The sequence below is a fragment of the Streptomyces sp. LZ34 genome (assembly GCF_053890475.1).
The window spans coordinates 705,914-732,655 of sequence record NZ_CM132680.1; the positions used below are offsets into that span (position 1 = coordinate 705,914).

Sequence of the window (26,742 nt, forward strand, 5' to 3'; positions counted from 1 at the left end):
GTTCACCGTCTCACCGTCGGGCCGAATCGTGCCGAACACGGGCCGTACACGTATCGCTGGCGGGAATACCTGCGAATACGCGGGTATTCCCAGGAAGAGGCAATGGACCGGCAGGCTAACCTTTCCGGTCAAGCGCTTCCAAGCCCCGCATCTGGGCGGAGCGGGTGTTTAGCAGATCTCCTAGTCATTCCCGTCGGCGGCGCTACGCCCTGCACAGCCATGCCATGATGAGATCTCCAGAACTGTCATTGCCCGACTCAAAAGCGCTTCGGATTACCCACTCAGGATTGATCGTTTGCGTCATCAATTAAGGGTCCGGAATGCATGAATCTGGTCTTCGACCCGCGATAGGGGAATCAGCGTGCAGCGACCCATGCGACCTTCCTTGCTGGACGGACAGACCCTGGGAGAAAGCCTGACCCTGCTGGCGAAAGCCTCACCGGACTCCCGCGCGAGATTTCCCACCGCCGGCGACGACATCACCGCGGCGGACCTCGACGTCGCTTCGGCCGCGGCGGCGCACGAGTTCCTGCGCGCCGGGGTGCGGCCCGGTGACATCGTGGGCGTGCTGGTGCCCACCGCCGCCCGGTTCTTCACCACGCTCTTCGGGCTCTGGCGGGCCGGGGCGGCGGTCAGTGTGCTGCCGGTCCAGGCCGGTTTCAGTGACCCACGAGACACCGCGCGCCGCCTCGCACGCATCGCGGACGTCGCGGGCCTACGCCACCTCGTACTGGACCCCGACTACGACGAGCTCGGCCACGAACTCACCACGATGACCACCGATGTGGCCCTGGTGCCCCCGCCGTCGCCCCGTGGCACCGGCAGCCCGCTCACGCTGCCCACCGTCGATCCCGACTCGCTGGCCGTCGTCCAGTTCACCTCCGGCAGCACCAGCCTGCCCAAAGGCGTGATGCTGCCCCATCGGACGACCATGGCCGGCCTGCGTGCCTGCGTGGTCTCGGGTGCCTTCAGCCCGGACGACGTGTTCGTCCAGTGGGTGCCGACCTTCCACGACATGGGTCTCATCGGCCTGCAAGCCCATTGGCTCAACGGCGCCGACGTCCACGCGTTCTCGCCGACCACCTTTCTCCGGCGGCCGGGCACGGTGCTCGAACACTTCGCCGCACACTGCGGAACAGTGATGACCGGACCCAACTTCTCCTACGACTACCTGCTCGACAAGGTGCCGGCGGAGCGACTCGCCGCGCTCGACCTGTCCAGCTGGCGGCTGGCGTTCAACGGCGCCGAACCGGTCGACTCGGCCACCGTGCGGCGGTTCACCGAGACACTGGCGACCAGCGGCGTCGGGCCTTCGGTGATGTACCCGGTGTACGGCATGGCCGAGGCCACCCTGTCGATCAGTTACCCCGTCCCCGGAGACACCGCGAAGGTCCGTACGGTGGACCGCGACGAGCTCGCCAGGGCCGGTGTCGCGCGTGCCGTCGACGAGGCCGCGCCCGCGGCCAAACCAGTCGTTTCGGTGGGCCGCGCGGTGCACGGCATCGAGCTGCGGATCGTCGGCGACGACGGGGCGGTGGCGGCCGACGGCACGCTCGGCGAGATCCAGATCGCCGGGGAGCCGGTGACCACCGGCTACTTCCGCGCCCCCGAGGCGACCCGGGAGGTGTTCGCAGGCGGATGGCTGCGTACCGGCGATCTCGGCTTCCTGCTCGACGGCGACCTGTACGTCACGGGGCGGCGCAAGGAAATGGTCGTGGTGCACGGGCAGAACTTCTTCCCCGACGATGTCGAGAACGTCGCGCGCGCCGTGCCGGGCGTCTACCGCCGCCGCTGCGTCGCCTTCTCCGACACCGATGCCGAGGGCGGCGAGCGGATCGGCGTCATCGTGGAGACCGATGACGACCCCGCCCCGGTGCTCAAGGAAGTCCGCAGACGGGTGGCGGCCGAGCTGGACCTGTCCCAGGTGCGGGTCTACGCGGTCAAACCCCGCTGGCTCCCCCGCACCACCAGTGGAAAGTGGCAACGCGTGCTGGCCGCGCGGCGCGTCACCGCCGCTGGCGGCGACAGCGAGAAAGCGTACCCCGCCACCGGAAGTCCAGACCGAGGAGAACGGGTGTGAACAGCAGAACACAGTCGCCGGCCGGGGTCCCCCTGCTCGCGGACGACCGGATGCACAGCGCCCGGGTGTTCGCCGACTATCAGCACGCCACCTGGGAGCTGCACCACATCCCATGGGAGGAGTTCCGGGCCGATCTGGTGCTGCCCGAACACATCGTGTTCGCCAAGGGAGCCATCGTGGGCGAGTCGAACGTCATCGCCGCGACCCACGGTCTGCTCAACGAGTTCGCCATGGACTACGACTTCTCGCAGTTCGCATCCATCTGGGGCTACCAGGAGATCCAGCACCACCTCGCCTTCCAGACCTGGCTGCAGCTGGCGGGCCACAGCATCGACCACCGCACGATCGCCTCGATGCGCGAGGCTTACCCACCGGGGGTCACCAGGGCAGCCACCCTGGCCACCAACGTCATCTGCGAGGTCCTCGCCACGCACGCGTACAAATGCGTCGCCCGCAGCATGAAGGAGCCGGTCCTCGCCGCCATCCTGAGGAAGGCCAGCGGGGACGAGGCGCGGCACGCGCGCGAGTTCGTCCACTACACCGCGCAGCAGCTGGCCGCACGGCCGGAGGAATGCGCGTCGGTCGTGGAGACCCTGTACATCTACATGGGCACCACCCGTGACTTGTACCGCCATCCGGTCAGCCGGTTCAAGGGCAACCTGCCCGAACTGGAGAACCACGAGACCATCGACGAGATGTTCGCCTATTTCGCCGAGGTGGACGAGGACGGCAGGGAATGGGCGAAGTGCTGCGAGCAGCTGTTCAAGTACTTCTCCACACTCACCGGCCACACGCTGACGAAGATGTCCGACGTACGGCGGGCGATCGCCGAGGAGTCGCTGAACAACAAGGTCCCCGCATGAGCACCGCACAGCACACCACCGGCGAGGCGATCGAACTTCCCTGGCACGCGGAGCCCTCCTTCAACTGCTTCGGCTGCTCGCCGCGCAACCCGATCGGGCTCAAACTGCGCATGAAGCGGCTGCCGAACGGGGACCACGCCGCCGAAACGACATTCTCGGAGAACTACGCCTCCTATCCGGGGATCGTGCACGGCGGCATCGTGAACGTGCTGCTGGACGAGGTGATGGGCGACACCCTCGCACTGGTTCACGGCCTGCTCGCGTTCTCCGTGACCCTGCGCAGCAAGATGCTGCTGCCGCTCTCGGTGGGCGAGCCGTATCTGACCGTCGCGCGGATCAGCGGCCAGGGCAACGGAGTGCTGCACACCCAAGCCGAGATCACCGGGGCCGGGGGCGAACTGCACGTCATGGCCACCGGCACCTACCAGCCGATCCGCTCCCAGCAAGCCAGGAACCTCATGCAGCTCGACGATGCCGCCTTCGGCCGCGTCCGGCACTACTTCGACCACGGGACGGGAGAGTCATGACCGCCGAGTTCACCGGCCACGAGCCCACCAGCCGCGCGCAGATCGCCGCCATCACCACCGAGTATCTCGCCACCGAACTGGAGGTCTCCCCCGCCGAGATCGGTCTCGCCGACGCCCTCAAGGCGTTGCCAGGCGCCGACTCGATGAAACTACTGCGGGTGGTCTCCAAACTGGAGCGCCGGTGGGACATCGAGTTCGACGACCAGGCCGTCTTCGCCGCCGACACCGTCGACGAACTGGTCACCCTGGTCCACACATACGTCAGCGGAGAACTGACGACGCCATGACCACCGTGACCCCCCAAGCGGCATACCAGGCCACCAACAGGCACTACGAGCTGCCCGCCGAGCTGTTCGGCATCTACCTCGACCGACGGCTCAAGTACAGCTCCGGGCTGTACACCGACCAGGACACCGACCTCGACCAGGCACAGACGGACAAACTGCACTTCATCGCGCGGCAACTCGGGCTCACCGGCGGTGAGCGGCTGCTCGACATCGGCTGCGGCTGGGGCAGCCTGATCCTGTTCATGGCCCAGGAGTACGGCTGCCACGCCACCGGCGTCACCCCCTCACGCCCACAGCTCGAGTACATCCGGGCCCAGGCGGAGACGGCGGGGGTGGCGGACCTGATCACGCTGAAGTCCGGCTCCTTCACCGACGTCGAGGTGACCGGGCCGTACGACGCGATCACCATGGTCGGCTCGATCGTGCACATGCCGAACCGCACCGCGGTGCTGCGCAAGGTCTACGAACTGCTGCGCCGCGGCGGGTCGCTGTACCTCTCGGAAAGCTGCTTCCGGAACCGCGCCGCCTATGAAGAGTTCTCGCGGCGGCCGGGCACCAAGCACGTCACCGAGGACATCTTCGGGTTCGCCGATATGGTGCCGCTCTCCACACTCGTGGAAGCGGTGGAATCGGCCGGCTTCAGCCTCACCGCGCTCTCCGATCTCACCGCGCACTACCACCGCACCATCCAGGAGTGGGAACAGCGGGTCCACGCCGCGCGCGACCGCGTCGAACGGGCGGCACCGGGCATGAGCGAGCCACTCATCCGATATCTCCGGACGGCCAACGCCGGCTGGGGCTACACCACCAAGCACTACGCACTGAGTGCACAGAAATCCCGGATGGGCCCGACGGAGGCACCATGAACGAAACCGCGCCGCCGGAATCCCCTCCGGAACCGCTCCGGCCCTCCATCGACCCCGCGGAGATCGGGAAACTGACCCGGAAGGCGGTGAGCCGCGCCGACACGCAGCACTGGTCCATCGACGAGCTGCCCTGGGCAACACTACGGCCGGAGAAACTCACCGCGACCGACCGCTCGGTCGTGCGGTTCATCACCTTCATCGAAGACCACATCCCCGGGTATCTCAGCTACTTCCTGGACGCCTTCCCGGTGTCCGGTGAGTCCGGTGAGTCCGGTGAGTCCGGTGAGGACCTTGCCATCGAGGAGTTCTGCTTCAACCGCGAGTACTTCCGGTTTCTGATCTCCTGGGCGAACGAAGAGGAACGGCACGCCTCGGTCCTGACCAGATACCAAATCGAGGCCGGTATCAGCGATCCCGACACGCTGATGCGGGAGCTGGCCGAGGAGGGCAGGAAAAAGTTCACACTGCCTTACGAGAGCCCGGTCCAGGCATTCACCTACACACTGGTCCAGGAGAAGGCCACTCAACTGTTCTACCAGCGGTTCAAGGCGGTCGCCACAGAACCGGTGCTGCGAGACCTGCTCCACCGACTGGCCAGGGACGAGGCCCGGCACTTCGCCTTCTACACCGAAATCCTCACCGCCTACATCACGCGGCACGGACTCGCGGCGACAATACCGGATCTCAAAGACGTGCTCTCCACCTTCCGGATGCCCCTGGCAGGCACGCTCAACGGATACTGGCGGTGGTCACTGAGCGTCGCGGATGCCGTGTCCTACAACCACACCGAGGCGTACAGCTCTCTGCTCCGGCTCGTCAACAACTTCACCACCACCAGAGGCAGCGCGTCAGCGGCCGACCTGGCCGAGTTCATCCACCGCATCCGTACCGTCTGACCACCACACACCTCTCACCTGGAGGCGTCGGGCCCGAGCGTCGGCAGGTAGCGCGGGGCTCGCCAGGCGTGAAGTCGCCGCTCCACCGCGGCCCCCAGCGACAGGAGCCCCGCGTCCTCGTGGTCACCGGCCATCAGGAGCAGGCCCACGGGCAGCTCGTCCACAAACCCGGCGGGCACCGACAATGACGGGTAGCCGGCCACGGCCGCGGGGGTTGAGGACGGGATTACATCGTTGTCGCCCCGCGCACAGTCAGTCGTCCAGGCGGGCGGGTTCGTCGGCGCGGCGATGGCGTCCAGCTGATGGGCGGCCATGGTCTCGTCGATGGAACGCCGGGAAAGGTCCTTCAGCTCGGCGCGCATGGCCCGGTATTCCGGGTCGGTGGTGGGAGGTGCGGCGAGGGCCTGCTCGAACAGCTCCTGGCCGGCGAAGCAGGTCTGCTCCGCCGGATGGGTGCGGTTGAACTCGACCAACTCGGCGAGGTTCCGCGGACCGTCGCGAGTGGCGAGATAGGCGTCGATGTCCCGGTGGAACTCGCTCAGCAGCGCCGGGAACTCGAGTTCGGCGAGTCGCTTCTGGTACGGGGGTGTCACCTCGACGACCTCCGCCCCTGCCGTACGCAGTTTCTCGGCCGTACGGGTCATCACGGCGTCCACCTCCGGTCCGAGCGAGGGCAGCCGCCACAGGCCGATCCGTTTGCCGCGCAGACCGCTGGAGTGCGTCAGCTCGTCCGGGAGGCCGGCCAGGCCGCCTGGGCGCGAGGTGTCGCTGCCGCTGAGCACGGAGAAGGTGAGCGCGGTGTCGATCACGTTGCGCGCCATGGGCCCCGCGGTGTCCTGCTCGGCGGAGATCGGGACCACTCCGGCTTGGCTGACGAGGCCGAGGCTGGGCTTGTGGCCGACCACCCCGTTCATCCCGGCCGGGCACACGATGGAGCCGTCCGTCTCGGTACCGATCGCCACCTGCGCCAACGATGCGGCGAGCGCGGCGCCCGAACCGGCGGAGGACCCGCACGGATTCCGGTCCAGTACGTACGGGTTGTTGGTCTGCCCGCCCACGGCCGACCACCCTGACGTCGGCTTCGCCGCGCGGAAGTTCGCCCACTCGGACAGGTTGGTCTTGCCGAGGATCACCGCCCCCGCGTCCCGCAGTCGGGCCACGAGGGCGGCGTCGATGCCGGGCGGACTGCCGGCCAGTGCCAGCGACCCGGCCGTCGTGGGCGTGTCGCGGGTGTTCACGTTGTCCTTGAGCAGGACGGGGATACCGTCGAGCGGGCCCCGGGTGTCGCCGCTTCGATGCCTGGCGTCGCTGGCGGCCGCTTGCCGCAAGGCCGTCGGGTCGGTGCGCAACACTGCGTTGATCTTGGGGTCGATGGCCTTGATCCGCCGCAGGTAGGCGGTTGTCAACGCCGACGAGGTCAGTGAACCGTCCGCCATGCGTACCTGTAATTCCGGGATCGTCACCGTGTCGAGGTCGACGCCCAGTCCAGCGGACACACCGGGCGGCGGCGAAACGACGACGTCGGCTTCAGCGGCTTCCGCACGCGGATGCGGCGCGCCTGCGCAAAGGGAACCCGCGACCAGGGCGGCGATCAGCGTGGCAGTGCTCCGCGTCCTCATGCTCCTCATGAAGATCAGCCGACTATAGGCCGGCGCCCCGGCGCAAGAGCCTTTCGCGCCGCCGTCCGAAGCATTACGCATCGCGACGGCCCCGCTCGTCGCCGCAGAGGGTGCGCCGCTGTCCCGGGGGAGTCGAGCGGGCGGTGACGGCCGTAGCGATACCGGCAATGTCTGCGGTAAAGTCACCGCCGTATCTGGGGTCCCACATACCACCGGACGCCCTCTCCGCAGCCGCCACCGAGCGAAATAGAGCGAAGTCCCTGACGTCCTTTCCAGACCTCTTGGTGCTCCGTCGGCGTCGACCTTTGATGACCCTCCGCGGGGCGTCATTCTGGACCCGTTCCATGGATCGGGAATGTCGGTCGGTGCGCCGCCGGGCCCTTTTCCAGCCGGGGGAGACGCTATGACGGGTCAGGCTTCCATCGGGCAACTCAAACTGGCCGCCGCGCGGCAGCCGGCGCACGCGCGCTTCTGGCAGGGCCGCCTCGATGCCGGGGCACGAACCCGCGTCCCCGGACGTCCGGCGCCGGCGGCCGAGGACCGGTCGGGCCCGCCCCGGATGGTGCGGTACAGGTTCCCCGACGCGCTGTCCCGGCGGCTGGACGAGGAGAGCGGACACCGCCCGCATGTGCTGTATGTCCTGCTGGCCGCGGGCGTGGCCGCGCTGCTGCATCTGTACACCGCCGCGGAGACCGTGACGATCGGCCAGGCCCGCGCCCTGGGCGGGGCGCCGGAGGCCGGGCCGGACCGCGCCGGTCCGGAGATCCTGATGCCCGTCAGCTGCGCGGTGAGCGGCACGGACGTCCTGGCCACCGTGCGGCGGCGGATGCGGACCGCGGTCCTGGAGACCTACGCCCACCAGGACTTTCCGCTGGAGGCGCTGCTGGAGGCCGGAGCGATGGACATCGCGGGACAGCCACCGTTCGACGTGGCGATCCGGATGGAGCACGTCCACGAGGCCGTCGACGCGAAGCGGGGTCATGCGCCGCTGCTGCTCTCCTTCTCGCGGCCGGTGACGTCTGCGGGACCCGCCGGCGTCACCGGTGTTCTCGAAGCGGTGCTGCACTACTCCCCCGCCCGGTTCGCCGAGCCCGCCGCGGTCCGTCTGCTCCGCCACCTCACCGCGCTGCTCGACCGGGCGCTCGCCGATCCGCAGCGAAGCCTGCGGGACTTGGACCTGCTCACAGACCACGACGAGGCGCTGCTGGCGCGGTTCAACGACACCGGCGCATCGGATGCCCCCCGGGCCACCCTCCATGAGCTGTTCGAGCGCACGGCCGCCGAGCGGCCCGACGCCGTCGCCCTGCTGCACTCCAGCGGCTCCCTGACGTACTCCCAGCTGGACGGGCGGGCCAATGCGCTGGCCCGCCTGATCGCGGCCCGCGGTGCCGGCCCGGGCGACCGTGTCGCGGTCCTCGCGGAGCGCTCGTCCGAGCTGGTCGTCGGCATCCTGGCCGTCCTCAAGGCGGGCGCGGCGTACGTTCCGATCGCTCCGTCGCTTCCGGAGGAGCGCATCGGCTTCATGCTCCGCGACAGCGGTGCGGTCCTTGTGCTGGCGGGAGGGGCGTACCGGCCGCGGGCGCATGCCTCCGTGCCGGTCCTCGATCTGCGCGCGGAGGCGTCTTTGCCCCCCGCGGCGGCGCCTGCCCCGCGGGCGCGGCCGGACGACCTCGCGTACGTCATCTACACTTCGGGTTCCACCGGGACGCCGAAGGGTGTCATGGTCGAACAACGCTCCGTGGTCGAGTTGCTGGCCTGGAAGCAGCGACGCTATCCGGTGGGCCCGGGTGATGTGATCCTGCAGAAGACCTCCATCACCTTCGATGTGTCCGTCTGGGAGCTGTTCGGGTGGATGTCCGGCGGCGCCGCGCTGTGTCTGCTCGACCCCGGCGAGGAACGCGATCCGGAGGCGGTCATCGCCGCGATCGCCCGCCACAGGGTCACCGTCGCCCACTTCGTCCCCCCGATGCTCGGCCCCTTCGCGGACTACGTGGCCGCGACCCGCTCCGCCGGACGGCTGTCCACGCTGCGCTGGGTCTTCGCGAGCGGCGACGAACTCGGCGCGGACCACGTACGGCGCTTCCGGGCGGCGCTGGGGGCGTCCGGTCCGGGGCTGGTGAACTTCTACGGGCCCACCGAAGCGACCGTCCACGTCGCCCACTTCGTCTGTGACGACATCCCCGGCCCGGTGCCCATCGGCCGCCCGGTCGGCGGCACCCGGCTGCACGTCCTCGACGACCGCATGCGGCCACGGACTCTCGGGGTGCCCGGTGAGCTCTGCGTCGCGGGCAACTCGCTCGCGCGAGGCTATCTGGGGCGTCCGGAGCTCACCGGGGAACGCTTCCCCGACGATCCGTTCCCCGGCGAGTCCCGGGTCTATCGCACCGGTGACCTGTGCCGCTGGCTGGACGACGGCACCCTGGAGTTCCTCGGCCGCATGGACCACCAGGTCAAGATCCGCGGCTACCGCATCGACCCCGGCGAGGTCGAACACCGCCTGCGCGGCTGCCCGGGGGTGCGGGACGCGCTGGTCGTCGCCTCCGCGGGCCCGTCCGAGGGGCGGCGGCTGCTCGGCTATGTCACGGGATCGGACGCGCTCGACCCCGCGGACCTCGCCCGGCGGCTCCGCCGAGTCCTGCCCGCGTACATGGTTCCGTCCGTCATTCTCCGGCTCGACGCGTTTCCGCTCTCCGCGAGCGGCAAGGTCGACCGGCACCTTCTTCCTGTTCCTGTTCCTGCCGGCCGTGGGAGAACCGATGGCTCTTGACGAGAATTCCGACAACACGGACTCGGGCCAGGACACAGAAAAACGCCTGTTAGCCGATTTACGGCCGTTGCGGGAGTCGCCGGATTTCCGGCGTTTATGGGTCGGCCAGACCATTTCCACGACAGGCAACATGATCACCGGTGTCGTGGTGCCCGTACAGACGTATTCGCTCACCCATTCCTCGTTGATGGTCGGCCTGATCGGGCTCGCCGAGGCCGCGCCGACGATCGCGCTCGGACTGTTCGGCGGCTCGATCGCCGACGCGGTCGACCGGCGCAAGCTGGTCCTGGTGACCTCGCTCCTGTCGGTGGTGGTCTCCGCGGTCTTCGCCGTCCAGGCGATGCTGGACTTGCGGCAGTTGTGGCTGCTGTTCGTGCTGGTGACCCTGCAGTCCTGCCTCTTCGCGCTCAACGTGCCGGCCTCCCGCACGTTCATGCCGTTCCTGCTGCCTCCCGAACGCTATGCCGCGGCCGCCGCCCTGCAGCAGATGTCCTTCCAGGCCAGCATCGTGATCGGCCCGCTTCTGGCCGGCGTCGTCATCGCCTCGGCCGGGGCGTCCACGGCCTACGCCATCGACGCGGTCAGCTTCCTGTTCGCCGCCTACGCCGCCCTGCGGCTGCGGGCCATGCCGGTGGACAAGGAGGCCGCGCCACCGGGCCTCAGCTCGGTGGTCAAGGGGCTGCGGTTCGTCCGCAACCAGCCGGCGATCCGCTCCATCCTGCTCCTCGACCTCAACAACATGGTCTTCGGCATGCCGTTGTCGCTGATTCCCGCGTTCGCGGAGGAGCAGTTCCACGGCGGCCCGCAGACGGTGGGCCTGTTGTACGCGGCACCGGCCCTCGGCGGGGTGATCGGGGCGACGGTGTCCGGCCCACTGTCCCGGGTGCGCAGACAGGGCCGGGCGGTGCTGGTCGCGAGCGCCGTATGGGGGCTGGCCGTCGTCGCGTTCGGCCTCACCCCGTGGCTGTGGCTCGCGGTGCCGGTGCTCGCGGTGGCGGGTGCGGCCGACATGGTCAACGGAGTCTTCCGGTCGACCATCCTGCACACCCACACCCCCGACGCGCTGCGCGGGCGAGTCAACTCGGTGGGCTTCGTGGTCGGCGAGGCGGGTCCGCACCTGGGCAACGCCGAGGCGGGCGCGGTCGGTTCGCTCACCTCCCTCAGGTTCAGCGCGGTCAGCGGCGGGCTTGCCTGTGTGGTGGGCATCCTCCTCATCGCGGTCACCTCCCCCACGCTCATCCGGCAGACCTCGGACCCGAATCCCGCCGGGGCGGCCTCCCGGGAGGCCGCCGGGGCCGGGACCGGGAAAACAACGGAAGCGGCGGAAACGGAAGCAGCAGCGGAAGCCGGACGACAGTAGGAGGACACGCCTTGTTGGACGGCGGCACGCCACCCGCGGACACCTCCTGGATACCGGTCGGAAACGGGCGAGGTCACTTCTCGGTCTGGGCCGCGGAGCGGACCCCGCCCGACGGCTGGCGCCCGGTCGGCGCGCCCTCCGACCGCGCCACCGCGCTGGACTCGGCGGCGCGCGCGTGGCAGGCGGCGGACGCAGGTGCCGCGGTCGCCCCCGACCCCGCCCCGCCGGACACCGTGGAGCGCAGCTTCGCCCGGCAGGCGCGCGCCGACCCCACCCGCGTCGCGGTGGTCGAGGGCACGGCCGTGCACACATACGGGGAGTTGGCCACCCGGGCCGCGCGGATCCGCGCGGGGCTCGCGCGCGAGGGCATCGGGCCCGGCGGCGTCGTCGGGGTGTGCGTGGACCGCGGGGCCGATCTGCTCGCGCTGCTGCTCGGCGTCCTTGCCTGCGGCGCCGCGTATGTGCCCCTCGACGGCGGCTACCCCGCGCCGCGGCTGGGCTTCATGGTTCGCGACAGCGGCGCGGAACGCGTCGTGTGCGCACCGCACTACGCCGAGGCGCTGTCCGGTGTCGAGGTGCCCGTCGTCGGGGTGGCGGAGCTGTGCGAGCGGGTGGCTCCCGACCCCTCCCCGGGCCTCAGCGAGCCGGACGGCCTCGCGTACATCATGTTCACCTCAGGGTCCACCGGGCAGCCGAAGAGCGTCGAGGTGACGCACCGCAACCTGGCGCACTTCCTCGACGCGATGGTCCGGACGCTGCCGCCCGGGGCCGCCGAGCGCACCCTGCTGAGCACCCAACTGTGCTTCGACATAGCGGGTTTGGAGATCTTCCTGCCGCTGGTCACCGGCGGCACCTGCGTGGTGGCGCCGTACACCTGGCTGCCACGGGCCCGTTCGCTGGCCGCACTGGTCAACACGGCCGCGCCCACGCTCGTCCAGGCCACCCCCGCGCGCTGGCGGATGCTGCTGGACTCCGGCGCCCGTTTCGGCCCCGGGCAGACCCTGCTGTGCGGCGGTGACGCGCTGCCCCCGTCGCTCGCCGAGCGGCTGTCGGAGCTTCCGGCGCGCTCCTTCAATCTGTACGGACCAACGGAGGCCTCGGTGTGGGCGACCGCGTGGGCCATCGACGGGCCCCGGGTCTCCATCGGCGACGCCCTGCCGCACGCGCGCGTCCATGTGCTCGACGACACCCTGACGCCGGTCCGGGACGGGGCGGAGGGCGAGGCGTACATCGCCGGTCCGGCGGTCGTCCGCGGCTATCGCGGGCAGCCGCGCCTCACGGCGGAGCGGTTCGTCCCCGACCCCTGGTCCCCGGCCCCGGGCGGCCGGATGTACGCCACGGGCGACATCGTCCGCGTCGTCGGCGGCCGGCTGGAGTGGCTGCGCCGCGGGGACACGCAGGTGAAGGTCAACGGCCACCGGGTCGAACTCGGCGAGATCGAGTGCGTCGCCGAGTCCGTCACGGGGGTACGCGCGGCCGCCGCCGTCATCACCGGCGACGCGGAGACGGCCGCCCTCAGCCTCTTCGTGGAGAGCGCGGAGCCAACCACCGACACCGACACCGACACGGTGTGCAAGGCTGTCCGCGAGCGGCTGGCACACCTGCTGCCGCCCGCCATGGTCCCCCGGTGGATCCAGGTGCTCGACACCCTGCCCCTCACCCACAACGGCAAGGTGGACCGGAAGTCGCTGACCACCACGGCCCGCCCGTCCCGACCCTAGTCTTCGAACAGTGAGGCGACGACCTGCCGGCACTTCAGCGCCGCGTCGAAGGTCTCCGCGACGACGCAGTACCTGATCGAGCTGTTGCCGGCGTTGTACGGCATGACGAGCACGACCCCCGTACGGGTCGCCGGGTCGTAGGCCAGCCCTGCGTCGGTGAGGGTGTCCAGGGCCTCCCGGAACGACGGCACCGGCCAGCCGTCGTGGTCGAACAGCGAGCGCGTGGTCATGTGGTCGGGCCCCACGAGGTGTTCGCCGATGACGCGGTAGATGGGGGTGGACCCGGTGATCCTTCCGTTGTACTCGGTGAAGAGGATGTCCCCGCCGGGAGTGAGGATGGCGTCCGCGCTCAGCATGCCCCGATACCCCATGGCGTGCAGCGGCTCGCACAACCGGCGGGCCCCGTCCGTGAGCTCGGCCAGCAGGCCCGGCGTCAAGCAGGGTGCCGGGATGACCTGGGCCGCGGCCAGCGGGGCCGACATCATCTCGCCCTGCCCGGCGAACACGGGCCCGTCGGCGCCGATCTCGAACTCCGCGAACACGGCGTGGCTGTCCGGGAAGTACCGCTCGACGACCGCCGGGGACTGCCCGTGGCTGGTGAGCCAGTCCCAGCGCCGTGCGAGATAGCTCCGGAGCGCCTCCCGGTCGGCCACCACGACGGCGTGCTGCGCCCCGACGGGGACGGTTCCCTCGACGGGGCTGAGGATCTCGTTTCCCCGGCCGCCGGCGCGCAGGTCGTGCTTGAGCATCACCGGGTGTCCGTCGCCGAGGATCCGCCAGATCACTTCCTCGGCGCCCGCGCGGTCGGTGCAGACCCCGCCGTCGGGCACCGGGGCGCCGACGCCGCCGGCGAGGGCGCGGAAGACCGCCTTGCTGTTGACGAGCCTGCCGCCGCCCTGTTCGAGGAAACCATGGCCGGGCAGGGCCTCGGCCACGCCCAGGGCGCGCGCCAGTGCGGCGATGCTGGTGTCGGGGTGCAGGGAGATCACGCTGTCGACCACGCGTCCCCCCAGCGCCGTGCGCAACGCGTCGTGGAACTCCGGGTTCTGAAGCCGGTCGGGGGTCAACACCCCGGTGCCGAGCGCGCCGGGCGGTGGGACCACGACCCGCACCGTGGAGCGCCGGGTGCCGGTCAGCGCCAGGACGTAGCCCAGGTACTCCTCGTCCGGCTCCACCGCCATCACCAGCACATCGCCGTCCCGCACGAGCCAGAGCATCCGCTGGGTCCACCACGCGGTCTTCTTACGCTTCGCGTCGGCGATGCCGGCCCGGTCCTCGTTGAACTCGTTGGCGATCAACACCCTGGTCACCTGGGGTCTCCTCCAGTCGAAAGTCGAACCGGCAGCCGGGCCAGATGCGTGCGCACGGCCGCGAGCCACGCCTCGCGGTTCTCCTCGTGCGGCGCGTGGTCCGCCTCGGGAATCACACTGATCCGGGCGCCGGGGACGCGTTCCGCGATGGCGGCGCATTCGGCTCCGCCGAGTGCGTCGTCCTCCCCGAAGATCACCGTCACCGGGAGGGTGAGACCGGCCAGGTCGTCGAGCATCGAGGCGTACGCCCCGAGTTCGGTCCCGAAGGCGGCGAACGCCTCGGCGTCCATGCGGCCGATGTTGGCGCGGGAGCGGGCGCGCTGGGCGTCGGTGCGGCGGCTGCCCGTGTGGGCGCCGATGCGGTCGAGCAGGTCGGCCACGGCCGACATGCCCTCGCGCCGGCCGATCTCCGTGAGCCGCTCGATGACCTCGGGGGCGATGGCCCCGGTCGGTACGGCCGCGGCGTTCATCAGCACGAGCGAGCGCAGCTGTCCGGGGCGCGCCAGCGCGAACCGCATCGCCACGACGCCGCCCAGCGAGTGGCCGACCAGGTCGAACGGGGCGAGACGGTGTGCCGCGGCGAACGCGTCGAGGTCGTCGACGAGTTGCCCGAGCGAGTAACCGCCACGCCCGCCCGGGCGGGCGCTGTCGCCGTGGCCGCGCAGGTCGTAGGCCACCACCCGGCGGTCGGTGGCCAGCTCCTCGGCCACCTCGGCCCAGTCGAGGTGGCTGTTCATGAAGCCGTGGAGCAGCAGGAGCGGCGGGGCACCGGTCCCCCACTGGCTGAACGGCACGCCTGCCCCGGGCGCCTGCCCGGTCACGGCCCGCCCCGGTGCGCCATGGCCCCGGCCCGGGGGAACTCGATCGTGTCCTTCGACGAGTCGAGGGTGACCGGCTCGCCGTACGGGACGGTCCAGGCGGGCCCGAGGTGGCTGATGTCCGCGTTGACGACGACGGGGCAGCGCAGCCCGGGAAGCAGCTCGTCGAGCAGGTCGGCGACGCGCCCCGCCCACTCGGGCGGCGGGATGGTGGGGTGCGCGCCGACGACCATCCCGGCGATGTCGTTCAGGTCGGCGGTTTCGCACAGCCATCGGAAGGTCGTCTCCGGCTCCAGCGACTTGAACGTGACGTGCCAGAAGAGGACCGCGGAGCGCAGCGAGAGCTCGAACCTCTCGATCATGGGAGGCAGCACCATCATCTCGCCGCCCACGAGCGGGCCGGTCGCCCGGCCCGGGCCGATCCAGGTCCAGCCGCCGCGGATCCGGCGGTGCCGTGGCCGGGAGTCCATCTCGGTCACGTACCAGTTGATCCACTCACCCGTCCGGTCGCCGACCGGACGGCAGGTCAGCGGCGCCGAGCTGTTGAGCGCCCGGGCCAGCGAGTCGACCGTCTCGGGGAACGCGCCGCCGCTCTCGCCCAGCTGGGCGATGAGGGTGCAGCCGTAGAGCGAGCTGAGCCCCGCGTGGGAGGCGAGGAACTGGTTGAGGACGACGTTGTCGCAGAACCCGATGAAGGGCTTGGGGTGGGCGGCGAACACCTCGGGGTCCAGGAAGTCGAGCAGATCGACGCTCCCGTCCCCGGCGTCCGCCGAGAGGACGGCGTCGACCGAGGGGTCCTCGAAGGCCTCCATGAGGTCGGCGGCGCGCTGCCGGGCGTCCCCGGCGGTGGTGCCGTCCCCGTGCGAGGTGTCCAGGGCGTGGCGTCCGTAGGAGAGGGTGAAGCCCAGGCCGGTGAGTGCCGACTCGCCCCGGCGGGCGCGGTCCGGGAGCAGCGCGGCGCTCGGCGAGGTGGGGCTGACGATCCGGATGTGGGCGCCGGGTCCGACCGGCGCGGGGATCCGCAGGGGTGTGTTCAACCGGGGCCTCCTGTCAGGTACTCGGACCGCGCCGCAGATGGGCGGCCAGCTCCGCGATCGTCGGATGGTGGTAGAGGTCCTGGACGGTGATGCCGTGGTCCGGCAGCCGCTTGTGCAGGCTCGCGCGCAGCCTGAGCATGTGCACCGAGGTGCCTCCGACGTCGAAGAAGACGTCGTCACGGCCGAACTCGGCCCCGTCCAGCGCGTCCTGCCAGGCCGAGCGGACGATCGTCTCCACGTCCGGCGCCTGGTCGGCGGGGCCCTGGGCGGCGTCGCGGGCGGTGCCGTTCGCGGTGGTGTCCGCCGGGGGGAGCGGGGCGTCGAGTGGGGCGGCGGTCACCTCGGTGCGGGCCTTCGCGGCCCTGCGCCCCACGACGTCACCGGCGGTGGCGAGCCGCGCGAGCACCCCCTCGTCGGGCGTGCCGTCGGGGCCGAGCGGGATGGCGCCTGCTTCGCCGATGAGCACCCACAGGCTCGGGACCGCCTCGCTCGGCAGCCGCTCGGAGGCGTGGACCCGCAACACCTCGGCGAGGGACGGGTCGTCGCGGATCACGACGCCCGCCAGCAGTTCCCCTCCCCCGGTCTTGAGCACCACGGCGTCGCGGACGTCCGGGTGCTCCCGCAGGGCGTGGGCCACCCCGACGAGATCGACCCCCGCGCCGCGCACGGTGACCTCGCCGGGGCGCCGCCGGACGAGCCGGAGCCGCCCCGCGGAGTCCCACCGGGCCAGATCGCCGGTCGGGTGCGGCACCCGGCCCGCGCCGGGGCCGGGGCGGGGGGCCGGGTCGGCGTGTCCGTACACATGGAGCTCGCCGACGGCTCCGGGCGGGGCGAGCCGCCCGCCCGCGTCCAGGACGAGCGCGCCGGTCCCGGCCACGGGGCGGCCGATGGGCAGCGGATCGATGAGCTCGGCCGGGTCGTCGAGGTGCAGGACGGCGGTGAGGGCGCCGTACTCCACCGGTCCGTAGGTGTGCGTGACGCGGAGCCCCGGACAGCTCCGCAGGACCCGGGCGACCTGCGCGGGCGGGACCACGTCACGGCCGACGAGCACCTGGGTGGTGGGGGCGAAGGCGCCCGGCCGGTAGTCGGCGACCTGGCGGAACTTCCCGGCGTCCAGCCACATCCCGGTGACGCGGCGAGCTCGCAGAAACGCGGCGAGCGGGTCCGGGTCCGCGGGGCCGACCGGGAAGACCTCGACGGTGCCCCCGGCCAGCAGCGGGGCGAAGATCTCCAGCGCGGAGACGTCGGAGGCCAGGGGCGCCAGCCGCAGGAAGCGGTCAGCGGCTCCCGGGCGCAGGTACTCCGGGGCGTGGGCGAGCCGGACGATCTCGGAGCGCGGCACCGGGACGGCCCGGGGGGCACCGGTGGCGCCGAGGACGGGCGGCAGGTACGCCGCCGCCGTACCGTCCACGACGGCGGCCGGCGGGACGCGGCGCTCCGCTCGCGCCGGGGCCCGGGACCCGGCCGCGGGGCGGGGCCGCTTGTCTCCACTCATGGCCAGTGCGACACGCCCCTCGAGGGCATCGCCCAGGGCGGTCAGCCGCCGCTCGTCGCCGAGGACGACGCGCACACCCGCGCTGTCCAGCAGCCGCGCCGCCGGCCTGGGCGGCATGGTCGGTTCGAGGGAGGTGTAGGCCGCGCCCAGGCGCAGGACGGCCAGCACCGCCACGAGCTCCCGGGCCGAGCGCCGCACGGCGAGCGCGACCCGGTCCCCCGCGGTCACTCCGGCGGCGGCGAGCGTGGCCGACTGCTCCTCCGCCGCCGTCAACAGCTCGCGATAGGTGTGGCATTGGGCCGGGTCCGCGTCCCGTACGGCGACCGCCGTGGGGCGGGCGTGCGCGACCTCCTCGAACAGCCGCCACACGTCGAGCGGGCCGCGCGGCCCCGACACCGGTGCGTGGCCGTCCGACAGCAGCCGCTCGCGCTGTTCCGCGGTGAAGGTGCGGACGTGTCCCAGCAGGGGGACCCGCCCAGCGTCAGCTGAGGGAGCGTCCAGCTCCGCGGCGAGCTCGACGAGCGTCCGGTCCACCGCGTGGGCGAGCTCGGCCGCCTCGTCCCCGCGCACCACCGAGGGGGCGTAGTCGAGCGCGAGCAGGGGCGTCTCGCCCCAGCGCAGCACGCTCAGGACGGCGTCATGGGCGAGGTCGCTCCGCGGCCCCTCGCGGATGTCCATGGTGATGCCGTCGGCCACGAGGGTGGTGGGCATCAGCTCGTCGTGGGCGTCGAAGGCGACCTGCACCACCGGTGGCCGCGAGGGGTCGCCGAGCGCCCCGAGCGCCTCGGCGAGTTCGTGGAACGGCGCGTCGGCGCAGTCCAGGGCGCGGCCCATCTCCTGCGCCGTGGCCGTCAGACAGTCGGCGACCGAACGGTCGTCGGCGAGTTCGCTGCCCACGACGAGCAGCCGGCCCGCGGCCCCCAGCGCCCGCGATGCCCCCGGCCCCTGCGTCGTACGGCCTGCCGTGTACAGGCCCATGAGCAGCCGGGAGACTCCGGCCCGGCGGCCGACGACCAGGGACCAGGCGGCGAGCAGCACCGCGTCGCGCGGGATCCCGCACCGGCGGCGCGCCTGGTCGCACGCGGCGCGTGCCTCCGCGCTGAGGCCGAAGCGCAGCCGCGCCCGGTCGGTCGCGCGCTCGCGGCCACGGCGGATGTCGCCGGGGAGCTCCATGGTCTGTGGCCATCCGGCGAGCGTTTCCGCGCGGCGGCGGACGGCCGACGCGGTGTCCGGGGCCCGCTCCTCAGTGGCAGTGGCAGTGGCGGGGCGGTCCGTGGTCGGTCCGCCGTGGCCCGCGTACGCGGCGGCCAGCTCCCGCCACAGCGGGCCAAGGCTCCATGGGTCGAGGAGCGCCGGATGGGCCAGCACGGACAGCACGGTGTGCCCCGGGCCCACCTCGCTCGTCACGAAGACGACCGGGGGGCGTTGGAAGGGTCGCAGCAGCGACGAGGCGGACGGTGCGATCAGCGCGTGTGCGGTGTCGACCGGATCGCCCCCGGCCTCGGGCGGCAGCCGCTGGCTGATCACGACGGGGCTGTGGACGGACAGCACACGGCGCCGGGGCACCTCGGCCCCGGCGCGCCGTCCCGGGCGCTGGAACACGGTACGCAGGGCGGCGTGCTCGTGCGTCAGCCGCTCCAGCGCCGCCCGCAGCCGGCCGGTGTCCAGGGACCCGCGGATGTCGGCGCTCGACAGCAGGTACGCGGAGCCGGCGCCGGGCGTGGATTCGCGGCGCAGCGACTCCCGCTGCTCCCAGGAGAGTTCCTGGTCTTCGTCGCTCTTCGCGGGGCCCGCGGCGGGGCGGGGCCGGGTGGCCGCCACCTCGGCCGCGGGCTTCCCGGCTGGGTTGGTCATGGCGTCACCCCCTCTGCGCGGTCAGCTGCTGCCGTTGGTCGCGGGCGCGGTGCCGAGCGCCGCCACGAAGTCGCCGAACCGCGGGTTCTCGAAGAGGACGCGCGCGGGCAGCCGGATGCCGTGCCGGTCGTCGAGCATCGCGATGATCCGCAGTGCCACGAACGAGTGGCCGCCGAAGTCGAAGAAGTCCGTGTCATCGTTGATCTCCACCTGAAGGACATCGCGCCAGATCTCCTCCGCGTGGGCGCGCAGTCGGGTGTCCGTCACCGGGGCTGCCTCCTTTGCCGTAAGCCTTCGCCGTGCGTCCGGGCGGGCGGCCGGAGGAATTCCAGGACCGCCTCCCGGGTGGCCGGATGAGCCATCAACCGTGGCCCTTCGCAGTCGACCCGGACCGTCTCCGGCTCGCCGCCCAGGAGCCAGTCGCGGTGGTCGGGATGGCTCTGGGAGAGCACCTGGAGCATGGGGCCCGTCGCCTCCCGCTCCACCGGGCCCCATGCCGCCAGCAGATGGGCGAGCCAGGAGATGTGCTGGCCGACGAAGTGTGCCACCGGGCCCGCGGCCGCTCGGTCGCTCAGCCCCTCGGCGCGGAGGGCGCCCTTCGCCCGGCCGAGGAGATCGTCCCGTACCGTCTCCAGCAGCGCCTGGGGCCGGTCGAGCAGCGCGGCCACGTCCACAGCCGGTCCCGTGGGGCCCGTACGGCCGGAGATCTGCTCGAGTGCGGCGGCATAGGCGTCGGTGATGTGGCGCGCCTCGGTCGGCTCAGGGTCGAAGACGACGAGCGGCGGCGCGGCGGCTCCGCCGTCGACCAGGAGGCGGACGTAGTGGATCGCGATGGCCGACGCGGAGCAGTACGCCAGGATCCCGCCCGGATCGTGCTCGGGCGGACCGCCCGCCGTCAGCTGCTTCGCGTACCGCCGCCCGGTGACCTCCTGGGGAAGCGGCTCGCTCAGCAGCGGATGGAGCCGGAAGCCGTGGGCCTCGAGGCCGAGGTCCGCGACATGCGCCTGGGTTCTGTGCCCGGGATAGTCGAGCACCAGCAGCGGCGGGCCGGGCGGGAGCGCGCCGTCCTCGCGGGCGTCGGGCGTCGTTGTGGTCATGCGCTGGCCTTCCCTGCGGAGGAAACGGACTCTGTGGTTGCCTGTCCGGTCACGCGGCCCCGGCCAGTTCCGCCAGGGCGCGTTCGAGGCCCGCCATGACCGCCTTGCCCACCCCCGCGTCCATGACGTCCTCGCGCCAGGTCGAGACGAGGTCCCAGCCGCCGGCCAGGGTGGGAATGGCCTGGATCATCCATGCGCGCGCGGTGCTCGGCCATCGGGTCCGGAGGGGTTGGAGCGTGAGGTCCGGGCCCAGCTCCACCGCGGGCGAGGGGTTCTGGAGCACCACCCACGCCTGGAACCAGGGGCTGCGGCGCCGGTCCGGCCGTAGCACCCGCACCAGTTCGTCGAACGGTGTCTTGGCGTGTTCGAGTCCGTCGAGGACCCGTCGGGCGGCCATGGCGAGCACCGCGTCCGGCGGTTCCCGCAAGCCGTGGAGCGGCACCGCGAAGGGGTTGACCAGGAATCCGACGACCGGGTCCAGGGCGGCGTCGAAGCGGCCCGCCGTCAGGGCGCCCAGGCACAGGTCCTCGACGCCGAACTCCCGGGCCAGCGCGAGCCCGGTGGCCGCGGTCAGCGCGGCCAGCGGCGGTCCGCCGCACCGCCGCGCCGCGCGGGTCAGCCGCTCCACGCGGTCCTTGTCGATGTGGCCGACGGCCTCTCCCGCCGCCGCCTCGCCGTCGGGGCGGGCCGGCTCGGGGAGGAAGGGGGCGGGGCACTCGGCGAGGGTCCGGGTCCAGTACGGCATGTCCTGTGCCGCCCAGTCGGCCAGATGCCGCTCCTCCCAGCCGCCGAGGGCCCCGTATCCGGGGTTCGGCGGGAACGACGGCGATTCGCCCCGGGAGCGCCGCTCGTACGCGTGGCGAAGGTCGGCCAGCATCAGCGACTCGGACCAGTCGTCGAAGGCGATGTGGTGGAACTGCAGGCACAACAGCGCCCGTTCGTCCGCGACCCGGCACAGCCGGGCCCGCAGGGGGATCTCCCGGTCCAGCCGGAACGGGGTGCGCCACCAGTCCTCGGTGATCCGCTCGGCCGCCTCGTCCGGTGGCGCGTGCCGGCAGTCGTCCGGCGGGGGAACCGTCTCCCAGCGGAGGGCCTCCGGGTCGATGGCGCGCTGCACCGGGAGGCTCCCCTGCCAAGGGTAGATCGTGCGCAGTCCCGGATGCTGTCGCACCACGTCGCCCAGCGCGCCGCGCAGGGCGTCCTCCCTGAGCGGGCCACTCAGTACGTACGGCCTGACCACCAGGTTGTCGGCGTCGCCGGGCGAGTCGAACTCCGTGAACAGGAAACGCTTCTGCGCGTGGGAGAGCGGGGGCGGCCGGTCGCCCGTCCGTTCTGGGGGAGCCGGGGCAGCCGCCGAGTCCTTGTGGACCGCGGTCCCGGAGGGGGTGTCCGCCGCGCGCGGCCCCGCCCACAGCGCGCTGAGCCGCCGGGTGCCGTAGACGTCCGCGACCGTCACCTTGGTGCCGGAACGCAGGCTCAGCCGGGCCGCCAGCCGTACCGCGTCGAGCGAGGAGATGCCCGCGTCCAGGAGGTCGTCGTCGGGGCGCAGGGCGGGCCGGTCCAGGAGTCCGCGCACCTCGTCGAGCAGGGGATCACACGTGCCCTGCTCCCTGGACCCGCCCGCGGACAGCGGCTCTTCGGCCGGTCCGCGCACCTCGTCGGCCAGGGCCTGGAGGTCCACCCGGAGAGCCGCCGCGAGGGGGAGGCGGGGGACGTGGCGGACAAGGGTGGGAATCCTCGCCCCGGTCAGCCGGCCCGCCGCGATGTCCTGGACGGCGCCGCTGGGCAGCGGCAGCCCGTCGGGGGTGGTGTGGAGGCAGCCCAACTCCCAGGCGCCCGGGGAGATTTCGCAGGGGAAGACCACGCAGGAGTCGATCCGGTCGTCCGCTTCCAGGACCGCCTCGATCTCCGACGGCTCGAGCCACGAACCCCCGGCCCTGAACCGCCCGTCGCGACGGCCCTCGAACCACAGATTCCCCCTCTCGTCCCGCCACCCGAGGTCGCCCGTGCGGCAGTACCGGCCGGGCGGGATGAGCTCCCCGGCCGACTCGAAAAACCCGCTCGCCGTCGTGTCCGGGTCGCCGAGCAGTCCGCGGGCCACCCCGTGGCCCCCGACCACCAGCTCTCCCGTCTCACCGGCGGGGAGGGCCCGGCCGTCCTCGCCGAGGACCACCACGTCCGTGTGGACGGTGGCGCGCCCGAGCGGGAGGGCCTTCGCGGTCTCCGCCACGTCCGCTTCGCCCACGACAAAGGTGGTGGCGAACATCGACGCCGCCGCCGGGCCGTAGCCGGTCAGCAGATGCAGTCCGGGGGCGCGCCGGAGGACCGCGCGGGCGTGCGCGGCGGAGACCGGCGCGCCCGTCACCGCCAGGACGCGCACCCCGTCGAACAGGCCCGGGTCCTCCTCGGCGAGGTCGTGGAACAGCGCGCTCGGCAGCAGCAATCCGTCGAAGCCGCTGCTGCCGCCGTCGCGGGTCGCGGCGCGCAACGCCTCGGCCCGCGGCGGGCCTTGGCGGGCGGGCGCCAGCACCGAGCTGCCCCCGTGCAGCAGCGGCAGCCACAGCTCGGCCGCGAAGGCCTCGAGACCGGGGGAAGCGGACTGGAGAAACCGGGTGGAGCGGTCCACCGGCGCCGCCTGGCCGACCGCCCCGACCAGGGCTCGTACGAGGGCGCGGTGCGGGCAGACGGCGCCGGTCGGCCGGCCGGTCGAGCCGGACGCCAGCACGACGCACGCCGCGTCCGTCCCCTCGCCCCACTCCGCCAAGGCCCCGTCGGCGCCGCTCGCCACCGGACGCAGCAGGGCGTCCACGGTCACGCGGGCGGCGGGCCCGAGGACACGGGATTCATCCGGGTCGGCGATCACCACATCGGCCGCCGCGCGGTCGATCAGGTCGTCGATCCGCCAGGGAGCCCAGGACCGGTCGAGCGGCACACAGGCGGCGCCGGCCCGCATGATGCCCAGCAGGGCGATCACCAGCTCCGGGGAGCGGTCCATCAGCGTGGGCACGAATGCCCCCGGCCCCACGCCCCGCAGCCGCAGCGCCCCGGCCACCCGGGAGGCGGCCACGGTGAGTTCCGCATAGCTCAGACAGCGGTCGCCCTGCTGTACGGCGACCGCGTGCGGCGTCTGCTCCCCCCACCGGGCGATCACGCGGTCGATCCGCTCACCGTAGACGTAGGGGTCCTCGGGCGCACCGTGACGCATGAGTTCCTTCCCTGGTAGGCGGGTTCTCTTTTTCGCCGGGCCGTCGTTGAAGGGCGGGCCGAAATCGGCTCATGCCGCTACCGCGAATCCGGGGTCGCGAGAGGGGGGGCACGGGCGTGCGCGACATGCGCGAATGCAATGGACGACATGGGTCGCGGAGGCGTGATTGCAGGCGGGGCAGGCCTGTCAGCGTCCGCCAATATTACGTCTCTATCACGCGTTTGGCTACCGATGATGAACGTCCGATGGGGCGGCCCGGCGGAATACAGAGAGATGTTCGATTGGCACCGAATCGACTCCCCAGCGGATTCCAGGACTCCACTTATAATGCCCCCTTGACACCGAGCGAAATGATCTCGAACACTGTGTGCTGCGCAATCTTGTCATTACTGCTCGACCATCACGGGCACTACCGGTCGACACCCCCACTCACGCCGGGAGTCACCCCTAACCGGACCCGGTTCGGACAGATCGTGAGCAGCGCACCCGTCATCGGTTGAACCAGCGACGGTTGTTTCCTCAACTCTCCCCGCCGACGCCGCTCCCCTCCCCGGTAGCCCGTCCTTGTTTCCGCGGGGCAGACATTCCGCAAAGCAGAACCCGAAAAGGGGGCAGCCAGCGATGCGATTGAACAGTTTCGACGAATGGTCTCCGCTCAAGGAAGTCATAGTCGGCTCGGCTCTGAACTACACCTCCCACGAGCGGGAACTGTCGTTTGACCTGTTCTTTCATGACAACATCACGCGCTCGGAGTGGTACTACCCCAGGCTGTCCGCGCCGGGATCCACGCCGGCCGGTCGGGCGCCGGGCCAGTCACCGATCAAGCAGCGGTATGTCGACGAACTCAACGAGGATCTCGAAGGCATCGTCCGGACCCTGGAATCCCTGTCGGTACGGGTGCACCGGCCCATGGACCTGCCCGAGTCGACCGCCCAGGTGGAGACACCGGCCTGGTCGGCGGCCGTGGTCCCGCCGTTGAACGTGCGGGACAACACCCTCATCCTCGGTGACGAGATCATCGAGACGCCACCGCAGATCAGATCTCGTTACTTCGAGACCCAGTTCCTCACCCCGGTCTTCGCGGAGTACTTCCGTCAGGGAGCCCGCTGGACGGTCATGCCACGGCCGCTGATGACCGACGGCTCCTTCGACCCGTCGTACGCCAACAGCTCGGCCGGCGGCCCGGTGGAGCCGATCAACGACCCCCAGCCCTCGCCCTATGACGTCGGGTACGAGCTGATGATCGACGGGGCCCAGTGTCTTCGGCTGGGCCGGGACCTCGTCGTCAACATCTCCACCGAGAACCACGCCATGGCCTGCGACTGGCTCGAACGCCACCTGGAGGGCCGGTTCCGCGTCCACCGGGTGCACCGCCTGAGCGACAGCCACATCGACAGCATGGTCCTCGCCCTGCGGCCCGGCACCCTGCTGGTGCGCTCCAAGGAGGTCGCCGACTTCCTGCCGGAGCCGCTGCGCGGCTGGGACATGATCGTCCCGCCGCCGCCCGGGGCGAACAACTTCCCCCGGTACGAGGACGACGACCTGGTGCTCACCAGCCCTTTCATCGACCTCAACGTGCTGTCGGTGAGCCCCGACACGGTCCTGGTCAACGAGGCGTGCCCGGAGCTGATCCGCACGCTGGAGGAACACCGGTTCACCGTCGTGCCGGTCCGCCACCGCCACCGCCGGCTGTTCGGCGGCGGATTCCACTGCTTCACCCTGGACACCGTCCGGGAGGGCGGCCCCGAGGACTACCTCGGCTGAGCCGTCCGTATCCGCTGTCGTCAACTGCATGAGGGAGGTGGCCTGACGTTGCGGACCGAGAACGGGGAGGGCTTACCACCGGTCGGCACCGGCGCCCACCGGCCGACGGGTCTCCTCCCTCGGATCACCGCGGTCGGTACGGCGGTACCCCCGCACTCATACACCCAGGGCGAGATCCTGGACCTGTTCCGCATCGAGGATCCGCGGATCAGGTCGGTGTTCGCCAACAGCGCGATCCACCGCCGCCATCTGACCCTGCCCCCGCGCGGGCCGGACGGCTCCCCGCGCGTCGAGACCCAGGGCGAGCTGCTGAGAAAGCACACCGTCAGCGGGCTCGCCATGGGGCGCGAGGCGGTGGAGTCCTGCCTGGAACGGGCGGCGGCCTCGCCGGCGGACGTCCGGTATCTGTGCTGTGTCTCCTCGACCGGCTTCCTCACTCCTGGCTTCAGCGCGCTGCTGCTCAAGGAGCTGGGCCTGTCCCCCACCTGCTCCCGGATCGACGTCGTGGGCATGGGCTGCAACGCCGGGCTCAACGCGCTCGGCGCCGTGACGGGCTGGGCGGGCGCGCACCCGGGGCAACTGGCGCTGATGGTCTGCATCGAGGCCTGCTCCGCGGCGTACGTCTTCGACCGCACCATGCGCACCTCGGTGGTCAACAGCCTCTTCGGGGACGGCGCCGCGGCGATCGCGGTGGTCGCGGAGGAGGAGCGGGACCCCGTGCGGGCGCCCGCCGTGCTCGGGTTCGCCAGCCGGATGATCCCCGACGCGATCGACGCGATGCGCTACACCTGGGACGACGGCCAGGGAAAGTTCAGCTTCTTCCTGGATCCCGAGGTCCCGTACGTGGTGGGCGCGCACGCCGAGCGGTCCGTCGACCAGCTCCTGGCGGACGCGGGGCTGCGCCGGTCCGACATCGCGCACTGGGTGGTGCATTCGGGCGGCAAGAAGGTCATCGACTCGGTCCGGATCAACCTCGGCCTGTCACGGCACGACGTCCGGCACACCACGGGGGTGTTGCGGGACTACGGAAATCTCTCCAGCGGATCGTTTCTCTTCTCGTACGAGCGGCTGCTCGACGAGGGCGTCGTCGGGCCCGGCGACCACGGGGTGCTGATGACCATGGGCCCGGGGTCGACCATCGAGCTGGCCCTGCTGCGCTGGTGACCGTACGAACCG

The 26,742-nt window shown here is 71.6% G+C and carries 19 protein-coding genes; 11 read left to right on the plus strand and 8 right to left on the minus strand.

Translation table 11 applies throughout. The features are described 5' to 3' along the window. Nucleotides 1-373 precede the first annotated feature (373 nt). The 6 genes from ACWY4P_RS02280 to ACWY4P_RS02305 are packed head-to-tail and all read left to right on the plus strand — an operon-like array spanning nucleotide 374 to nucleotide 5,519. On the plus strand, nucleotides 374-2,080 hold the full coding sequence (locus tag ACWY4P_RS02280) for an AMP-binding protein (RefSeq protein WP_456208392.1): 1,707 nt from the start codon (nucleotides 374-376) through the stop codon (nucleotides 2,078-2,080). Beyond that, entirely contained in the window at nucleotides 2,077-2,943 is an 867-nt protein-coding gene (locus ACWY4P_RS02285) for a ferritin-like domain-containing protein (protein ID WP_456208393.1), read from the plus strand. The genes ACWY4P_RS02280 and ACWY4P_RS02285 overlap by 4 nt, the downstream gene beginning before the upstream one ends. Beyond that, on the plus strand, nucleotides 2,940-3,470 hold the full coding sequence (locus ACWY4P_RS02290) for a PaaI family thioesterase (protein ID WP_456208394.1): 531 nt from the start codon (nucleotides 2,940-2,942) through the stop codon (nucleotides 3,468-3,470). Before ACWY4P_RS02285 ends, ACWY4P_RS02290 begins: the two co-directional genes overlap by 4 nt. Next, nucleotides 3,467-3,757: an acyl carrier protein gene (locus ACWY4P_RS02295; protein WP_456208395.1), complete on the plus strand. Its 291-nt coding sequence runs from the start codon at nucleotides 3,467-3,469 to the stop codon at nucleotides 3,755-3,757. The genes ACWY4P_RS02290 and ACWY4P_RS02295 overlap by 4 nt, the downstream gene beginning before the upstream one ends. Beyond that, nucleotides 3,754-4,623 carry an SAM-dependent methyltransferase gene (locus tag ACWY4P_RS02300; RefSeq protein ID WP_456208396.1) on the plus strand — a complete coding sequence of 290 codons (870 nt, stop codon included), beginning with the start codon at nucleotides 3,754-3,756 and terminating at the stop codon, nucleotides 4,621-4,623. The genes ACWY4P_RS02295 and ACWY4P_RS02300 overlap by 4 nt, the downstream gene beginning before the upstream one ends. Then, nucleotides 4,620-5,519 carry an acyl-ACP desaturase gene (locus ACWY4P_RS02305; RefSeq protein WP_456208397.1) on the plus strand — a complete coding sequence of 300 codons (900 nt, stop codon included), beginning with the start codon at nucleotides 4,620-4,622 and terminating at the stop codon, nucleotides 5,517-5,519. The genes ACWY4P_RS02300 and ACWY4P_RS02305 overlap by 4 nt, the downstream gene beginning before the upstream one ends. A 14-nt stretch (nucleotides 5,520-5,533) precedes the next feature. Here the strand turns inward: ACWY4P_RS02305 and ACWY4P_RS02310 are convergent, their stop codons facing one another. Further along, nucleotides 5,534-7,138: an amidase gene (locus ACWY4P_RS02310; protein ID WP_456208398.1), complete on the minus strand. Its 1,605-nt coding sequence runs from the start codon at nucleotides 7,136-7,138 to the stop codon at nucleotides 5,534-5,536. A 403-nt stretch (nucleotides 7,139-7,541) separates the two neighbouring features. Here ACWY4P_RS02310 and ACWY4P_RS02315 point away from each other — a divergent pair, with 403 nt between their 5' ends. The 3 genes from ACWY4P_RS02315 to ACWY4P_RS02325 are packed head-to-tail and all read left to right on the plus strand — an operon-like array spanning nucleotide 7,542 to nucleotide 12,986. Next, nucleotides 7,542-9,905 (plus strand): non-ribosomal peptide synthetase, encoded by a 2,364-nt coding sequence (locus ACWY4P_RS02315; protein WP_456208399.1) that lies wholly within the window; start codon nucleotides 7,542-7,544, stop codon nucleotides 9,903-9,905. Beyond that, entirely contained in the window at nucleotides 9,895-11,265 is a 1,371-nt protein-coding gene (locus ACWY4P_RS02320; RefSeq protein ID WP_456208400.1) for an MFS transporter, read from the plus strand. The genes ACWY4P_RS02315 and ACWY4P_RS02320 overlap by 11 nt, the downstream gene beginning before the upstream one ends. Before the next feature lie 11 nt (nucleotides 11,266-11,276). Further along, nucleotides 11,277-12,986 (plus strand): amino acid adenylation domain-containing protein, encoded by a 1,710-nt coding sequence (locus ACWY4P_RS02325; RefSeq protein WP_456208401.1) that lies wholly within the window; start codon nucleotides 11,277-11,279, stop codon nucleotides 12,984-12,986. Here ACWY4P_RS02325 and ACWY4P_RS02330 read toward each other — a convergent pair. From ACWY4P_RS02330 to ACWY4P_RS02360, 7 genes are read right to left on the minus strand one after another with little or no spacing between them, the layout of a single operon-like run. Next, on the minus strand, nucleotides 12,983-14,296 hold the full coding sequence (locus ACWY4P_RS02330) for a preATP grasp domain-containing protein (protein ID WP_456208402.1): 1,314 nt from the start codon (nucleotides 14,294-14,296) through the stop codon (nucleotides 12,983-12,985). The two genes, ACWY4P_RS02325 and ACWY4P_RS02330, sit on opposite strands and share 4 nt — an antisense overlap. Next, complete coding sequence (locus tag ACWY4P_RS02335; RefSeq protein ID WP_456208403.1) at nucleotides 14,293-15,117, minus strand: alpha/beta fold hydrolase; 825 nt, start codon at nucleotides 15,115-15,117, stop codon at nucleotides 14,293-14,295. The genes ACWY4P_RS02330 and ACWY4P_RS02335 overlap by 4 nt, the downstream gene beginning before the upstream one ends. Further along, nucleotides 15,114-16,151: a S66 peptidase family protein gene (locus ACWY4P_RS02340; protein ID WP_456208404.1), complete on the minus strand. Its 1,038-nt coding sequence runs from the start codon at nucleotides 16,149-16,151 to the stop codon at nucleotides 15,114-15,116. Before ACWY4P_RS02340 ends, ACWY4P_RS02335 begins: the two co-directional genes overlap by 4 nt. Nucleotides 16,152-16,164: 13 nt before the next feature. After that, the gene (locus ACWY4P_RS02345) at nucleotides 16,165-19,500 is read right to left on the minus strand and encodes an AMP-binding protein (RefSeq protein WP_456208405.1); all 3,336 of its coding nucleotides are present in this window, start codon (nucleotides 19,498-19,500) and stop codon (nucleotides 16,165-16,167) included. Nucleotides 19,501-19,521: 21 nt separating this feature from the next. Beyond that, nucleotides 19,522-19,767, minus strand: coding sequence for a phosphopantetheine-binding protein (locus ACWY4P_RS02350; RefSeq protein ID WP_456208406.1), 246 nt, complete (start codon nucleotides 19,765-19,767; stop codon nucleotides 19,522-19,524). Then, complete coding sequence (locus tag ACWY4P_RS02355) at nucleotides 19,764-20,597, minus strand: hypothetical protein (RefSeq protein WP_456208407.1); 834 nt, start codon at nucleotides 20,595-20,597, stop codon at nucleotides 19,764-19,766. Before ACWY4P_RS02355 ends, ACWY4P_RS02350 begins: the two co-directional genes overlap by 4 nt. Nucleotides 20,598-20,646: 49 nt before the next feature. Next, the gene (locus tag ACWY4P_RS02360) at nucleotides 20,647-23,802 is read right to left on the minus strand and encodes an AMP-binding protein (protein WP_456208408.1); all 3,156 of its coding nucleotides are present in this window, start codon (nucleotides 23,800-23,802) and stop codon (nucleotides 20,647-20,649) included. A 621-nt stretch (nucleotides 23,803-24,423) separates the two neighbouring features. Here ACWY4P_RS02360 and ACWY4P_RS02365 point away from each other — a divergent pair. Together ACWY4P_RS02365 and dpgA are read left to right on the plus strand one after the other, a co-directional pair. Next, nucleotides 24,424-25,566: a glycine amidinotransferase gene (locus ACWY4P_RS02365; protein ID WP_456208409.1), complete on the plus strand. Its 1,143-nt coding sequence runs from the start codon at nucleotides 24,424-24,426 to the stop codon at nucleotides 25,564-25,566. 42 nt (nucleotides 25,567-25,608) lie between these two features. Next, the gene (gene dpgA / locus ACWY4P_RS02370) at nucleotides 25,609-26,730 is read left to right on the plus strand and encodes a 3,5-dihydroxyphenylacetyl-CoA synthase DpgA (RefSeq protein ID WP_456212782.1); all 1,122 of its coding nucleotides are present in this window, start codon (nucleotides 25,609-25,611) and stop codon (nucleotides 26,728-26,730) included. The last annotated feature ends 12 nt before the right edge of the window (nucleotides 26,731-26,742 follow it).

Coding starts and splice junctions, on each gene's coding strand:
- ACWY4P_RS02280 (WP_456208392.1), top strand. CDS start 374: ATGCGACCTTCCTTGCTGGACGGACAGACCCTGGGAGAAAGCCTGACC.
- ACWY4P_RS02290 (WP_456208394.1), top strand. CDS start 2,940: ATGAGCACCGCACAGCACACCACCGGCGAGGCGATCGAACTTCCCTGG.
- ACWY4P_RS02295 (WP_456208395.1), top strand. CDS start 3,467: ATGACCGCCGAGTTCACCGGCCACGAGCCCACCAGCCGCGCGCAGATC.
- ACWY4P_RS02300 (WP_456208396.1), top strand. CDS start 3,754: ATGACCACCGTGACCCCCCAAGCGGCATACCAGGCCACCAACAGGCAC.
- ACWY4P_RS02305 (WP_456208397.1), top strand. CDS start 4,620: ATGAACGAAACCGCGCCGCCGGAATCCCCTCCGGAACCGCTCCGGCCC.
- ACWY4P_RS02310 (WP_456208398.1), bottom strand. CDS start 7,138: ATGAGGACGCGGAGCACTGCCACGCTGATCGCCGCCCTGGTCGCGGGT.
- ACWY4P_RS02315 (WP_456208399.1), top strand. CDS start 7,542: ATGACGGGTCAGGCTTCCATCGGGCAACTCAAACTGGCCGCCGCGCGG.
- ACWY4P_RS02320 (WP_456208400.1), top strand. CDS start 9,895: ATGGCTCTTGACGAGAATTCCGACAACACGGACTCGGGCCAGGACACA.
- ACWY4P_RS02345 (WP_456208405.1), bottom strand. CDS start 19,500: ATGACCAACCCAGCCGGGAAGCCCGCGGCCGAGGTGGCGGCCACCCGG.
- ACWY4P_RS02355 (WP_456208407.1), bottom strand. CDS start 20,597: ATGACCACAACGACGCCCGACGCCCGCGAGGACGGCGCGCTCCCGCCC.
- ACWY4P_RS02360 (WP_456208408.1), bottom strand. CDS start 23,802: ATGCGTCACGGTGCGCCCGAGGACCCCTACGTCTACGGTGAGCGGATC.
- ACWY4P_RS02365 (WP_456208409.1), top strand. CDS start 24,424: ATGCGATTGAACAGTTTCGACGAATGGTCTCCGCTCAAGGAAGTCATA.